Origin of the sequence: Variibacter gotjawalensis (assembly GCF_002355335.1) — a bacterium.
Classification (GTDB): domain Bacteria; phylum Pseudomonadota; class Alphaproteobacteria; order Rhizobiales; family Xanthobacteraceae; genus Variibacter; species Variibacter gotjawalensis.
This window is the reverse complement of the sequence record NZ_AP014946.1, coordinates 204,897-217,748: the sequence shown is the minus strand read 5'-3', so window position 1 is coordinate 217,748 and position 12,852 is coordinate 204,897. Positions and strand designations below refer to the sequence as shown.

Here is a 12,852-nt window from a genome sequence, read left to right as displayed (position 1 = left end):
CGGTTACTGACCGGAGAGCCGCGTTAGAGCGCGAAGCCGCCGTCGGCGAGGTGAACCTGGCCGGTCGTGTAGCTCGACTCGTCGGAGGCGAGATACGTGCACAGCCAGGCGATCTCTTGCGCGGTGCCGAGGCGCGCCATCGGCTGGCGATCGACGAAGTCCTGTTTCACTTTTTCGATCGACTTGCCGCTCTGCCGCGACAGCGTGTCGATGCGCATGCCGAGCGACGGCGTTTCGATCGTGCCTGGGCAGACGGCGTTTACGCGGATGCCCTGGCGGATGTAGTCGGCGGCGACCGATTTGGTCAGGCCGATGACCGCGGCTTTCGTGGTGCCGTAAGCGTAGCGGAACGGGATGCCGCGCACAGAAGACGCGCCCGACGCGATATTGATGATCGAGCCCTTTTTCTTTTCCAGCATGCCCGGCAAAAAGGCGCGGATCGTGCGGTACATCGACTTCACGTTGAGGTCGAACGAGCGATCCCAGTCTTCTTCCTTGGTGTCGATCGCGGTGCCGTGGTGGACCCAGCCTGCCGCATTGAGCAGGATATCGACCGGGCCGACGTCCTTCGCGAGCGCGCTCACGGCGTCCGTCGATGTTACGTCGAGCTTGTGCGTGATCGCGCCTTTGAGTTTCTTGAGGCCGGCTTCGTCGATGTCGGTCGCGATGACTTTCGCGCCCTCGGCAAGGAATGTCTCGACGCTTGCGAGGCCGATGCCGGCCGCTGCCGCCGTGATGAACGCCGTCTTGCCTTGAAGCCTGCCCGCCATGGTCCCTCGCCTTTAAGCTTATTTGTTCAGCGTCTTGACCATGTGAACGACGTTGCGATCCGGCATGGTTTCGATGCGCTCAATCACATAGCCGCGACGCTCGTACCACGCAACGTTGCGGGTGAGCTTCTGGCCCGTGTAGAGGCGCATGACAGACTTGCCGAGTTCGGCGGCACGTTCCTCCGCCGCCGTCATCATCTGATTGCCGATGCCGGATTCCTTTGCGGTCTCGGCGGTCGCGACGCTCCAGACCAGAAGATCCTCTGGGCGATCCTCCAGGATCAGGACGCCGCCGAGCGCGCCGCCTTGTTCGCTGAGCCAGACTTCGTGGGTGCGAAAGATGTCCGCATATTCCACCATCAGCGGCAGCGGCTCGACATTCTGGATCGCGCGATTGCGCGCGTAGGCGCCGTGTTGAAACGCACGCACGGCTTCGAGATCGCGCAAATCGGCGCGGCGCAGGGACGAGAGGTTCATGCAGTTCCTCGACACGCTTCGAGTGTCGCCTTCTGACGTCCGGCGGCATCGAAGTTATCAGGTGCGAGCCAGCGTTCAAATGCGGCTTTGCATGCCGGCCATTCCGCATCCGTCATCGAGAACCACGACGTGTCGCGGTTGCGGCCCTTGATGATCATGTGCTGGCGGAATTCGCCCTCGTATGTGAAGCCGAAACGCTTTGCGGAACGGCGCGACGGCGCGTTGAGCGCGTTGCATTTCCATTCGTAGCGGCGATAGCCGAGGTCTTCGAAGGCGTAGCGCGCGAGGAGATACTGCGCTTCGGTCGCCAGCGGTGTGCGTTGCAGCGGCGTGGCGTAGAGGATGTTGCCGACCTCGATCACCCGCATCGCGGGGCGGATTTCCATCAGCGTCGAGATGCCGACCGCGCGGCCGTCCGCGTCGACGATCGCGTAGGAATACGGGTCCGCGAGCGGCGGGCGCGTCGCGAGCCATTCCTGGAACGCGGTTTCGTCCGGGAAGGGGCCGTAGCCGAGATAGTTCCATAGCGTGTCGTCGCTCTTGACGCCTTGCCACAAGTCCTTGCCGTGACGGGCCGCATCGAGCTTTTCGATGTGGCCGAAACGGCCGCGCAACGTGACGGCGCCCGGCAGTTTGCCGGGCGTCGTGTCGACGATGGGACCCACAGGTCCGCCCACTTTTTCTTGCATCATTGACTCAGCAGTTTGTTGATTTCGACACCCGGCATCGCATCCTTGAAGCCGTCGAACGTTCCTTGCTCTGTGATCGTTTTCACGGCGCGGACGAAGCCGCCCCAAGCGCTGCGCGCGAGCGAGCCGCCGACACTGATGCGCCGCACGCCGAGTTCTTCGAGGTCTTTGACGGAGAGTTTGCTCGGCGCGCCCATGAGCACGTTGACGGGCTTGCGTCCCGCGACTTTGACGACGGCCGCGATCTGCTCCGCAGTCGCAATTCCTGGCGCGTAGAGACAGTCGGCGCCGGCGCTCGAGTAGGCGTCGAGACGGCGGATGATCTCGTCGAAGTCCGGACGATTGCGGATGAGCCCTTCGGCGCGGCCGACCAGCAGTACATCGCCGCCCGCGCGATCGACTGCGAGACGTGCCGACTTGATGCGCGCGACCGCGAGATCGAAGTCGTAGATCGGATCGTCCTTGTCGTTCGTGTAGTCCTCGATCGAGAGGCCCGCGACGCCGGTCTCGATGCAGCGCGTGACGCTGCCGCCGATATCGTCCGGGCTGTCGCTGTGGCCGCCTTCGAAGTCGGCATTCACCGGCAGGTTCGTCGCATTCACGATCGATGCGATATGCGCGAGCATCTCGTCTTCGGGGCATTTGCCGTCGGCATAGCCCAAGGTCCAGGCGGCGCCGGCGCTCGTCGTCGCGAGGGCTTTGAAGCCGGCGGACGCGAGGTATCTGGCGCTGCCGACGTCCCACGGGTTCGGGATAACGAAGCAGCCACTCTCATGCAGGCGGCGGAATTCACGGCGGCGGTCGGCGATCGATGTCATGGCGTAACCCCGGCAGTTTGCTTAAGCTTATCAAAAAATCACCCGAAGCAAGCGCTTCCGAGCAGCCCTGATCCTTGCATTTTGCGCAGCCACCATGTTTCGGTGAGAGCCGAAGCATGATCCAATGAAATGAATTGATGGCGACAATCAATGCGCCACATCGGCGGAGGAACCATGCGGCTTTTAGGATCGTGTCTCGCGGCACTGCTCGCATGTTCGCTTTCGGCTCAAGCCCAGGATCGTGAGGCGACGATGAAGGAACTGGCTCCCACCGGCACGTTGCGGGTTGCCGTCGCGGTCGGCCCCGCGGCCTCCGCGCTGTGGACGACGCGCGATGCGACGACCGGGCGGCCACGCGGCGTGACGATCGATCTCGGCACGGCGCTCGGCGCGAAACTGGGGATTCCAGTCACGTTCGTGGAGCTTAAGAGTTCCGGTGAGATCATCGAGTCGGCTTCGAGCGGCACGTGGGATGTCGGCTTCACGCCGGTCGACGACGAGCGCAAGAAGCTCGTCGATTTCGGCCCGAACTACGCGCTCGGTGAAAGCACCTACATGGTCGCGCCGGGTTCGAAGATCCAAAGCATCGCAGAGGTCGACCGGCCGGGCGTCCGCGTTGTCGGCGTCGAGAATACGGCAACGATCCGCACGGCGCGGCGCACGCTCAAGAACACCGAGGCGATCGGGACGAAGGGGCTCGACGAAGCCGTCGCGATGATGAAGGACGGCAAAGCGGATGCCATCGCGCTCGGCCGCGAGTCGCTCGAATCCCTCGTCGATCAGTTTCCGGGTGCGCGCGTGCTCGATGGATATTTTCATGCGACCGGCACGGCGATCGCGGTGCCGAAGGGACGCGCTGCCGCGCTGAAGATCATGACGGATTTCATCGAGGCCGCGAAACAGGACGGCACCGTGCGCCGCGCTTTCGATGCGGCGGGCTTGCAGAAAACGAAGGTCGCGCCTGCGGGTTCGCGGTCTTGACGATGACGCGGAGAACCGCGATGCGATGGATGAAGATCGGTGTGCTTCTGGCCGCGATCACGATGGCAGGAGACACCATGGCTGACGACAACGCGAAGAAGGAACTTGCGCCGAACGGAACACTGCGCGTCGGATTGGTGTTCGCGCCGTCGATGTCGCTGTTCTTCGTCGTGAAGGATGCTAACGGGCAAGCGCGCGGCGTGACGCACGATATCGGCAAGGCGCTCGGCGCAAGCCTCGGACTGCCGGTCGAGTTCGTGCTGTTTCCGAATTCCGGGCTTGCGACGGACGCGACGGAGTCGGGAGCGGTCGATGTGTCGTTCATGCCGGTCGACGAGGAGCGCAAGAAGCGCATCGCGTTCGGCACGAACTACACTCTCGGCGAGAGCACCTATATGGCAACCGGCGCATCCGGCGCGAAGACTGTCGAGGAGGTCGATCGCGCCGGCATGCGTGTGATCGGCATCGCGAATACGACGACGATCCGCGCGGCGACACGCACGCTGAAGAACACGACGATCGCGCCGGTGACGTCGGTGGAAGACGCCGTGTCGGCATTGCGCGACGGCAAGGCCGATGCGTTCGCGCTCTCCCGCGACTCGTTGCCAACCTACGTGAAACAGATCGCAGGATCGCGCATCGTCGACGGCGCGTTTCAGCAGATCGGTATTGCGATTGCGGTGAAGAAGGGCAAGGAGGCCGCGCTCGGCCTCGTCACGGATTTCCTCGAGGATGCGAAAAAGTCCGGCGTCGTGCGCAAGGCGCTCGATGCGGCGGGATATCCGGATAGCCCCGTCGCGCCCGCGGGGTCGCGGTCGTAGTTACGGCAGCCGTCATTGCGAGGAGCGGCATTGCGCGAAGCGCTGCCGCGACGTGGCAATCCAGGGCCACGCGGTAAAGAGCTGGATTGCTTCGTCGCGCGCTACGCGCTGCTCCTCGCAATGACGAAGGAGAGGCTCGTTTCCGATGCCGGTCCTAAGGCGCGCGTTCCAGGTGCCGCTTCAGCTTGCGGAGATCGCGCCGCAAATTCCAGCGCGCCAGGAATGAGAACACCTTGAACGCGAAGGACTGCGGCATCGACGCTTTGGTGCGCGCGCGGACGAGCGTGCCGCCCGGCGTGTCGTCGAGTTCGTAGAGCATCCACATGTCGACCGGGTCGGCGACATGCAGCTCCATGTGGTGATCGGCTTCGATCGAGGTGACTTCGTAGATCACCGAACTGCGCACGCCCCACGCCTTCGAAATCTGTTCGACACGCGCGCCGGTCACCAACGGTCCCGGCTGCAGCGGACGCGCGGATTCGATCGACGTTCCCCATAACGGATCGTTGCGCGGATCCATGATGAAGGCCGCGACCTCGCGGCGCGGGCGAAAAATGACGATGTCGGCAGCGGCGTCCAAACGTGTCGGCCGCCGACCCTAGTGGTTGTCGCGCGGAGCGCCGGAGCGCTGAGCGACACGCTGATACTTCACGGCCGGCTTGAGCACCATGCCGTCGCCGAGCTGTTCGACCATCTCGCGCTGGATTTCCTGCCACGGTGTTTGGCTCGCCGGGATCGGGAAGCCGCCGCGCTTCTGCAGATCGGCGCGTCGCTGTGCGAGTTCGCCGGCCGAGATCAGGATATTCGCCTCGCCCTTGTTGAGATCGATGCGGATTCGGTCGCCGGTTTTCACCAACGCGAGGCCGCCACCTGCTGCTGCTTCCGGCGACGCATTGAGGATCGACGGGGAGCCCGATGTGCCGGATTGACGGCCATCGCCGATGCACGGCAGCGAGAGAATGCCGCGTTTGATGAGCGCTGCCGGCGGCTGCATGTTCACGACCTCGGCCGCGCCCGGATAACCGATCGGGCCGGTGCCGCGGATGAACAGCATCGTGTGTTCGTCGATCTTGAGCTTCGGATCGTCGATGCGGTGGTGATAATCTTCCGGGCCTTCGAACACGACGGCTTTGCCTTCGAACGCCATCGGGTCTTTCGGATTGAGCAGATAGCGCTGGCGGAATTCTTCCGAGATGCCGGAGATTTTCATCACGGCGTTGTCGAAGAGATTGCCCTTCAGAATTTTGAAGCCGGCGTTTTCCTTCAGCGGCTTCTTGTAACGACGGATGACGTCCTCATCGTGGATCTCCGCGCCCTTGAGATTCTCGGCCATCGTCTTGCCGTTGACGGTGAGGGCCTTGCCGTGAATGCGCTTCGCCTTGAGGAGTTCGTTCATGACCGCGGGCAGACCGCCGGCGCGGTAGTATTCCTCGCCGAGATATTTCCCGGTCGGCTGCATGTTGACGAGCAGCGGCACGTTGTAGCCGACCTTCTCCCAGTCCTCGATCGAGACCTGCACGCCGATATGGCGCGCGATCGCGTTGATGTGGATCGGCGCGTTCGTCGAGCCGCCGATCGCAGAGTTTGCGACGATCGCATTCTCGAAAGCTTCGCGGGTGAGAATGTCAGACGGCTTTAGGTCTTCCTCGACCATCTCGACGATGCGCAGGCCGGTGCGATACGAGATCTGGCCGCGATCGCGATACGGCGCGGGGATCGCGGCGCAGCCCGGCAGCGACATGCCGAGCGCTTCGGCGAGCGCGTTCATCGTCGACGCGGTGCCCATCGTGTTGCAGTGGCCGATCGACGGCGCGGACGAGCCGACGAGATCGATGAATTCCTTGTAGTCGATACGCTCGGCGGCGAGCTCCTGGCGCGCCTGCCAAACAGCTGTGCCGGAGCCGGCGCGTTCGCCCTTCCACCAGCCGTTCAGCATCGGGCCGCCCGAGAGGACGATGGCCGGAAGGTTCACGGTGGCGGCCGCCATGATGCAGGCCGGCGTCGTCTTATCGCAGCCGGTCGTCAGCACGACGCCGTCGAGCGGGTAGCCATAGAGAAGTTCGACAAGGCCGAGATAGGCGAGGTTGCGGTCGAGCGCGGCGCCCGGGCGCTTGCCGGTTTCCTGAATCGGGTGGACGGGAAATTCGAGCGCGATACCGCCTGCCGCAACGATGCCGTCGCGCACGCGCTTGGCAAGATCGATGTGGTGGCGATTGCACGGCGAGAGGTCCGAGCCGGTCTGCGCGATGCCGATGATCGGCTTGCCGGAGGTCAGCTCTTCGAGCGTGATGCCGAAGTTGACGTAGCGCTCCAGATAGAGCGCCGTCATGCCGGGATTTTCCGGATTGTCGAACCACAGCTGCGAGCGGCGCTTCTTGCCCTTCGGGTGCGGAGTGCCCGGCTCTTTGCCGGCTTTCGGGCTGGCGGGGCCAGCTTTGTGGCCGTTCGTGCCAGGTGTTTTTCCGTTACCCTTCGCCATCGTTTCCTCCGTGATCACGTCTTCGCGCGATCAGTCTTTTACGGTTCTTGCGAGCCACACGTTAGGCGCGCACTCTCATCCTTCATGACGCTTCTTCGCGCCGCTTGTCTAGAACAAGTTTAGGGGAGGGTTATTTCGCCGCCGCAGCTTCATCCGGCGTGAGCGCCGGCGGGATGAACAGCAGCTTGTCGATGCGGTTCGAGTCCATGTCGATAACTTCGATGCGCCAGCCCTCGAAGGTGAAGTGGTCGCCTTCGTCCGGAATACGGGACATACGATCGAGCACGAGACCAGCTGCCGTGTGGAATTCGCCGGTCGTCTCGAAGCGCAGGCCAAGCGTTTCCTTGACCTCGTCGATCGAGGCGCGGCCGTCGACCAGCCACGAGCCGTCGTCGCGGCGATGGAGTTCCTGCGGCGTCTGCTTGTGCTGCTCCGGCAAGTCGCCGGCGATGGCGCCCATGATGTCGGTGAGCGTGACGAGGCCTTGGAAGTCGCCGTATTCGTCGAAGACGAAAGCGACATGCAGCGGCGTCGTGCGGAACGTCTGCAGCATGCGCATGGCCGGAATGCCTTCCGGCACATGCTCCGGGTCGCGCACATGCGCTTCGAGGCGGATGCCGCGGCCGCCGATCAAATCCGGCACGAGATCTTTGATCTGGACGACGCCGAGCGGGTGGCTCATGTCGCCATCCTTAGCGATGACGACGCGGGAATACTGGCACTCCGCGATATCGCGCGCGATAGTCTCCGGATCGTCGTCGAGGTCGATCCAGTAAACGTCCGGGCGTGGCGTCATGATCGAAGCGACCGTGCGATCGGCGAGATCGAGCACGCCGTGGATCATCTCTTCTTCGACTTCGTCGATGACGCCGGCTTCGGTGCCTTCCGCGATAGCGAACTTCACCTCTTCTTCGGTGACGCCTTCCTTGCCGCGATCCTTGACGTTCAGCAGCGCGAGGATGCCGGCTGTGGAACGCTCGAAGAACCAGACGAACGGGCGGCCGATCATCGAGACGATTTCGAGCGGACGCGCGACCTTGGCGGCGATCGGCTCAGGGTTCGATAGCGCGACGCGCTTCGGCACGAGCTCACCGACGATGACCGACAGCGCCGTGATGAAGATGACGATGATAACGAAGGCGACATTCTCGCCGTGTGGGGCGATGAACGAGAACTCGTTCAACAAAGGCCCCAGGCGCGCGCCAAGCGTCGCGCCGCCGAACGCGCCGGACATGATCCCGATAAGGGTGATGCCGAACTGAACGGAGGAGAGGAATTTGCCCGGATCGTCCGCCAGCGCGACGGCGCGCGCAGCCCCGCTGGAGCCGGCTTCCGCCATTTGCTGCAGACGCAAGCGCCGCGAGGAGACGACAGACATCTCCGCTAGCGCAAAAAATCCGTTGAGAAGAACGAGCCCCACCACAATAGTGAGCTCGAGCCACATGCCCATGATGCGGCCAACATACTGTTTGCAGCGCCACAAGCAACGGGATACGGCTGAAATTTTTGTTAGCTGGTTGAGTTTGTTGTCATATTTTCGTTGTGCACAACCCAGAGTTAAGCTTTGGGCGATGGCTTGAGCCATTTCGGCAACGCTGCCGCGTCTCAACTAACACTGGCGAAACACCGATTCAGGCGTCATAAAGCGCGCCGAAAAGGCTGGAAATGCGCGGGAAACGTCGCGCCGGAGGAAACAAATGCTGCAAACCGTCGCCAATTTCGACCGTATCGGCGAGGAAAACGCTTTCGCGGTGCTCGCCCGCGCAACCGACCTCGCGGCGCAGGGCCGGGACATCATCAACCTCGGCATCGGCCAGCCGGACTTCCGCACCCCGGAGCATATCGTCGAAGCCGCCATCAAGGCGCTCAAAGACGGCCATCACGGCTATACGCCGGCGACCGGCATCAAGCCATTGCGCGAGGCAGTCTCGGCCTCGCTCGACCGCCGTTACGGCGCCAAGGTCTCGCCGGACGAAGTCATGATCATGCCGGGCGGCAAGCCCACGATGTACATGGCGATCCTGATGTTCGGTCAGCCGGGCGTCGACATCCTCTATCCGGACCCAGGCTTCCCGATCTATCGCTCGATGATCGAATACACGGGCGCGCGTCCGATCCCGGTGCCGATCCGCGAAGAGAACGGCTTTGCGTTCTCGGCCGAAGAGACGCTCGCGCTGATCACGCCGCAGACGCGCCTCCTCATCATCAACTCGCCCGCGAACCCGACCGGCGGCGTGACGCCGAAGGCCGAGATCGACAAGCTCGTCGCCGGTCTCGAGAAGCATCCGCATGTCGCGCTGATGTCGGACGAGATTTACGACCACATGACGTATGACGGCGAAGAGCACGTCACTCTGCTCAACTATCCGTCGATCCGCGATCGTCTCATCATTCTCAACGGCTGGTCGAAGACTTATGCGATGACCGGCTGGCGTCTCGGTTACGCGATCTGGCCCGGCAAGCTTTACGATCTCGCGCGCAAGCTCGCGGTCAATCTGCATTCGTGCGTCAACGCATCGGCGCAGTATGCCGGCATCGCCGCGCTCAACGGTCCGCAGGATGAGGTCACGAAGATGGTCGCGGAATTCGATCGCCGCCGCGGCGTTGTCGTGAAGGGTCTTAACGCATTGCCGGGTGTGTCCTGCGCGACGCCGAAGGGCGCGTTCTACGCCTTTCCGAACGTCTCGCGCACCGGCTGGAAGGCGAAGGCGCTCGCGTCGTCGCTGCTGGAAGATGCCGGCGTCGCGCTGATCGGCGGGCCGGATTTCGGCATTCTCGGCGAAGGCTACATGCGCGTTTCTTACGCGAACTCGACCGAGAACATTCAAAAAGCGCTCGCACGCATGGGCGATTTCCTGTCGAACCGAAAAGCGGCGTAACGCAGATGAAAATGGGCCTGATCGTCGAGACGGAGTGGCTCGCTTACGAACTCGACGATCCGGACCTGCGCATATTCGATTGCTCGGTCAAACTGATCCCGCATCCGACCAAGCAATACACGGCCGAGCCGCAGCTCGAAGCTTACCGCGCCGGACATATTCCGCGCGCCGCCTTCATCGACGTCGCGAACGATCTCTCCGACAAAAATTCGCCGCTGCGATTCACCGCGCAGTCGCCGGATGATTTCGCCGCCGCGATGTCGCGGCTCGGCGTCGGCGATACGTCGAAGGTCGTGCTCTATTCGACGACGACGTGGTACTGGGCCGCGCGCGTCTGGTGGCTGCTGCGTGCGAACGGTTTCGACAATGTCGCGCTGCTCGATGGATCGTGGAAAAAATGGACGGCGGAGCGCCGCCCAGTCGCGACCGGCGAAGAGCATTATCCGCCGGCCGAATTCATCCCGAAGCCGCGTTACGGTTTTTTCTGCACGAAGGACGATGTGTTGGCGGCGCTGCAAAGCCAAGACACGCATGTGCTCAATGCGCTGACGGCGGAGCAGCATGACGGCACCGGGGGCACGACATTCGATCGTCCGGGCCACATCACGGGCTCGATCAACGTGCCGGCAAAGGATCTCGTCGATCCGGACACGAATTTGTTTCTCTCGCCCGACGCCATCCGCGCGAAGTTCGAGGCGGCCGGGGTGCTCGAGCGCGGCAAGACGATTGCGTATTGCGGCGGAGGCATCGCGGCGACGGGCGATGCATTCGGCCTCGCACTGATCGGGCGCGGCGACGTCAGCATTTACGATGCATCGCTGAATGAGTGGGGCGCGGATCCGTCGCTGCCGATGACGACAGGGCGCTAAGGCACTCGCACAAAAGAAAAACCCCGCTTCCGTTTGGGAAGCGGGGTTTTGCCCCCGTAGATAGCCCCCTGGCGGGCCAAACTGTCGCAGCCTTGATCGCACAAACACCGGCCGGCTCCTATAGGGAATCGCCCCGTGTGTTGCAGTCTCGGCTCGGATGTTGCCGAAAGGGCACAAATCGTCAGCGCGATACCACGGCGCGAAAACCCAGCGCCACAACGCCTAAGCCCAGAAGCTGCAACAACGTCGGCACTTCTCCGAGCGTGATGAAGCCGATCAGCAACGTCATCGGCGGCACCATCGCGGGGAATGCCGCGGTGCGCGATGCTCCGAGATAAACGACCGCACGTGAGTAAAGGTGAATCGCGCCGGGGCCGGCGAGCACGCCCTGCACGAAAATCTGCAACGCGTTTTCCCAGAGACCGAACTGCACGATGTGGTCGCGATAGATCGCAAAATAGATCGGCGTGTAGAACAAGAGCGCAAGCACGCAGACGATCATCGTTGCGCGCGCCGGTTCGATATTCCATTTCCGCACCAACGTGCCGAACAGCGCCCACGACAAACCGGCGGCGACAAAACTCAAGTCACCGAGAACCGCGATGCCGCCCGCATGCGCGAGCGATTCGTAGACCAGCAGCACGAGCCCGCAGATGATCGCGCCGGCGCCGATAATACGCTTCGCCAGCAGCGGCTCTCCGAGCAGGAGCCACGCGAGCACGAGACCGCCGGTTGCCGCCATTGCGGGCTGGATGACGGCGCCGTGGCCAAGCGGCACGAGGAGAAAGCCGACATAGCTCGCGACCGCGAGCAGCGGCCCGGCGAGCAGCGCCATCGTCAATCCGCGCGGCCAGCCGACGCCGGCGAGATCGCCGAAGCCGAGACGCAATGCGCCCGGCAGAAAGATGAGGCCGGCCCAGGCGAAGCGGTGGAAAGCGAGATCGGCGGGCGCGAAGCCGATCTTGATCGCGTGGCGTGCCGCGACGAAGCCGGCGGCCCAGCCGAAGGCCGCGCCGAGACCGCAGAGGACGCCGATGACTGTTGGTGAGAAGTAGCTACTCGGCGTTGGCTGTGACGCGCTCATTCAGTTGCCAGCCCCACGCTCCGCTCTCCCCCGCGAAAGCGGGGGTCCAGCAAGCGAGCGTAAGCGAGCACGCAAATCAAATGCAATTTCACAGTTGAAAGATTGTGACGCCCTGCCGGGCGGAGGCTGGATACCCGCTTTCGCGGGTAGGAGCGGATTTTGTCGCTGCACGACACCTCAAAGCCGCTTAACCCCAGCGGGCCGCGCGCTTCTCCTTGAACGACAGCAGACCTTCGGCGGCTTCTTCGGATTGCCGCTTCGCCGCATGGCTCTCGACCAATTCGTTGTACGACTCGTTCGGGATGTCTGCGAACGCGCCTTCCAGAATCAGCGATTTCGTATCGGCAATCGCTTCGGGGCCATTCTGCAACAGGTGATCGATGATGCGATGTCCGGCGGCTTCGAGTTCGCCGAGCGGTACGACTTCGTGGACGAGGCCGATACGGCGCGCGGTGTCGGCATCGAAACGCTCGCCGGTCAGCGCGTAGCGGCGCACCTGGCGCACGCCGATCGCATCGTTGAGCTGCGGGATGATGATCGCGGCGGTGAGGCCCCAACGCACTTCCGCGATGGAGAACATCGCATTGTCGGCCGCGATGACGACATCGCAGGCCGAGACGATGCCGGTGCCGCCGCCGAAGCAGCCGCCTTGCACGAGCGCAACGGTCGGCACCGGCGCGAGATTGAGGAGACGCACGGCGTCGGCGGTCGCGCGCGAGACGCGCACGTTTTCGGCCAAGTCGGCATTGCGGACTTCGTTGATCCATTTGAGATCGGCGCCGGCCTGAAAGTGTTTGCCGTTGCCGGTGAGCAGCACGGCGCGCAGGCCTTCGGTGTTCGACAACGTGTCGAGCGCTTCGAGCACGCCTTCAATGAGTTCGCCATTGTAGGCGTTGTTGACGTCGGGGCGATTGAAGGAAACGTGTGCGACGCCCTTGGCGTCGACGTTCCAAAGCACAGGGCCTGCGGTCTTAGACGTTGTCAT

At 63.2% G+C, this 12,852-nt stretch carries 13 protein-coding genes; 4 read left to right on the top strand and 9 right to left on the bottom strand.

The features are described from left to right. Positions 1 to 23: 23 nt before the first annotated feature. From GJW30_RS00980 to GJW30_RS00965, 4 genes are read right to left on the bottom strand one after another with little or no spacing between them, the layout of a single operon-like run. On the bottom strand, positions 24 to 770 hold the full coding sequence (locus GJW30_RS00980; protein WP_096350591.1) for an SDR family oxidoreductase: 747 nt from the start codon (positions 768 to 770) through the stop codon (positions 24 to 26). Positions 771 to 788: 18 nt separating this feature from the next. After that, positions 789 to 1,247 (bottom strand): GNAT family N-acetyltransferase, encoded by a 459-nt coding sequence (locus GJW30_RS00975; protein WP_096350589.1) that lies wholly within the window; start codon positions 1,245 to 1,247, stop codon positions 789 to 791. Beyond that, positions 1,244 to 1,936: a GNAT family N-acetyltransferase gene (locus GJW30_RS00970; protein WP_096358581.1), complete on the bottom strand. Its 693-nt coding sequence runs from the start codon at positions 1,934 to 1,936 to the stop codon at positions 1,244 to 1,246. The genes GJW30_RS00975 and GJW30_RS00970 overlap by 4 nt, the downstream gene beginning before the upstream one ends. Then, positions 1,936 to 2,754 (bottom strand): isocitrate lyase/PEP mutase family protein, encoded by an 819-nt coding sequence (locus GJW30_RS00965; RefSeq protein ID WP_096350587.1) that lies wholly within the window; start codon positions 2,752 to 2,754, stop codon positions 1,936 to 1,938. Before GJW30_RS00965 ends, GJW30_RS00970 begins: the two co-directional genes overlap by 1 nt. Before the next feature lie 174 nt (positions 2,755 to 2,928). Between GJW30_RS00965 and GJW30_RS00960 the strand changes: the two genes are divergently transcribed. Together GJW30_RS00960 and GJW30_RS00955 are read left to right on the top strand one after the other, a co-directional pair. After that, positions 2,929 to 3,735, top strand: a complete 807-nt coding sequence (locus GJW30_RS00960) for a transporter substrate-binding domain-containing protein (RefSeq protein ID WP_157746667.1) — start codon at positions 2,929 to 2,931, stop codon at positions 3,733 to 3,735. 20 nt (positions 3,736 to 3,755) lie between these two features. Then, the gene (locus GJW30_RS00955; protein WP_245408614.1) at positions 3,756 to 4,556 is read left to right on the top strand and encodes a transporter substrate-binding domain-containing protein; all 801 of its coding nucleotides are present in this window, start codon (positions 3,756 to 3,758) and stop codon (positions 4,554 to 4,556) included. Between the two features lie 154 nt (positions 4,557 to 4,710). Here the strand turns inward: GJW30_RS00955 and GJW30_RS00950 are convergent, their stop codons facing one another. The 3 genes from GJW30_RS00950 to GJW30_RS00940 all read right to left on the bottom strand — a co-directional run bounded on the left by GJW30_RS00950 (position 4,711) and on the right by GJW30_RS00940 (position 8,413). Next, the gene (locus tag GJW30_RS00950; protein ID WP_096350583.1) at positions 4,711 to 5,136 is read right to left on the bottom strand and encodes an SRPBCC family protein; all 426 of its coding nucleotides are present in this window, start codon (positions 5,134 to 5,136) and stop codon (positions 4,711 to 4,713) included. An 18-nt stretch (positions 5,137 to 5,154) separates the two neighbouring features. Then, positions 5,155 to 7,035 (bottom strand): IlvD/Edd family dehydratase, encoded by a 1,881-nt coding sequence (locus GJW30_RS00945; protein WP_096358579.1) that lies wholly within the window; start codon positions 7,033 to 7,035, stop codon positions 5,155 to 5,157. 130 nt (positions 7,036 to 7,165) lie between these two features. Further along, positions 7,166 to 8,413, bottom strand: coding sequence for a hemolysin family protein (locus GJW30_RS00940; protein WP_245408613.1), 1,248 nt, complete (start codon positions 8,411 to 8,413; stop codon positions 7,166 to 7,168). Between the two features lie 319 nt (positions 8,414 to 8,732). Between GJW30_RS00940 and GJW30_RS00935 the strand changes: the two genes are divergently transcribed. Both GJW30_RS00935 and GJW30_RS00930 read left to right on the top strand, forming a co-directional pair. Next, positions 8,733 to 9,914, top strand: a complete 1,182-nt coding sequence (locus GJW30_RS00935; protein WP_096350579.1) for a pyridoxal phosphate-dependent aminotransferase — start codon at positions 8,733 to 8,735, stop codon at positions 9,912 to 9,914. A gap of 5 nt (positions 9,915 to 9,919) precedes the next feature. Next, the gene (locus GJW30_RS00930; RefSeq protein ID WP_096350577.1) at positions 9,920 to 10,783 is read left to right on the top strand and encodes a sulfurtransferase; all 864 of its coding nucleotides are present in this window, start codon (positions 9,920 to 9,922) and stop codon (positions 10,781 to 10,783) included. A 181-nt stretch (positions 10,784 to 10,964) separates the two neighbouring features. On the opposite strand, the gene GJW30_RS00925 is transcribed toward GJW30_RS00930, so the two are convergent. Further along, the gene (locus tag GJW30_RS00925) at positions 10,965 to 11,867 is read right to left on the bottom strand and encodes a DMT family transporter (protein ID WP_096350575.1); all 903 of its coding nucleotides are present in this window, start codon (positions 11,865 to 11,867) and stop codon (positions 10,965 to 10,967) included. A 187-nt stretch (positions 11,868 to 12,054) separates the two neighbouring features. Beyond that, positions 12,055 to 12,852: an enoyl-CoA hydratase-related protein gene (locus tag GJW30_RS00920; RefSeq protein WP_096350573.1), complete on the bottom strand. Its 798-nt coding sequence runs from the start codon at positions 12,850 to 12,852 to the stop codon at positions 12,055 to 12,057.

What these genes read in the sequence shown, in the direction of transcription:
- GJW30_RS00980 (WP_096350591.1), bottom strand. Translation starts at nt 770, where the DNA reads ATGGCGGGCAGGCTTCAAGGCAAGACGGCGTTCATCACGGCGGCAGCG.
- GJW30_RS00975 (WP_096350589.1), bottom strand. Translation starts at nt 1,247, where the DNA reads ATGAACCTCTCGTCCCTGCGCCGCGCCGATTTGCGCGATCTCGAAGCC.
- GJW30_RS00970 (WP_096358581.1), bottom strand. Translation starts at nt 1,936, where the DNA reads ATGCAAGAAAAAGTGGGCGGACCTGTGGGTCCCATCGTCGACACGACG.
- GJW30_RS00965 (WP_096350587.1), bottom strand. Translation starts at nt 2,754, where the DNA reads ATGACATCGATCGCCGACCGCCGCCGTGAATTCCGCCGCCTGCATGAG.
- GJW30_RS00960 (WP_157746667.1), top strand. Translation starts at nt 2,929, where the DNA reads ATGCGGCTTTTAGGATCGTGTCTCGCGGCACTGCTCGCATGTTCGCTT.
- GJW30_RS00955 (WP_245408614.1), top strand. Translation starts at nt 3,756, where the DNA reads ATGCGATGGATGAAGATCGGTGTGCTTCTGGCCGCGATCACGATGGCA.
- GJW30_RS00945 (WP_096358579.1), bottom strand. Translation starts at nt 7,035, where the DNA reads ATGGCGAAGGGTAACGGAAAAACACCTGGCACGAACGGCCACAAAGCT.
- GJW30_RS00940 (WP_245408613.1), bottom strand. Translation starts at nt 8,413, where the DNA reads ATGTCTGTCGTCTCCTCGCGGCGCTTGCGTCTGCAGCAAATGGCGGAA.
- GJW30_RS00935 (WP_096350579.1), top strand. Translation starts at nt 8,733, where the DNA reads ATGCTGCAAACCGTCGCCAATTTCGACCGTATCGGCGAGGAAAACGCT.
- GJW30_RS00930 (WP_096350577.1), top strand. Translation starts at nt 9,920, where the DNA reads ATGAAAATGGGCCTGATCGTCGAGACGGAGTGGCTCGCTTACGAACTC.
- GJW30_RS00925 (WP_096350575.1), bottom strand. Translation starts at nt 11,867, where the DNA reads ATGAGCGCGTCACAGCCAACGCCGAGTAGCTACTTCTCACCAACAGTC.
- GJW30_RS00920 (WP_096350573.1), bottom strand. Translation starts at nt 12,852, where the DNA reads ATGACAACGTCTAAGACCGCAGGCCCTGTGCTTTGGAACGTCGACGCC.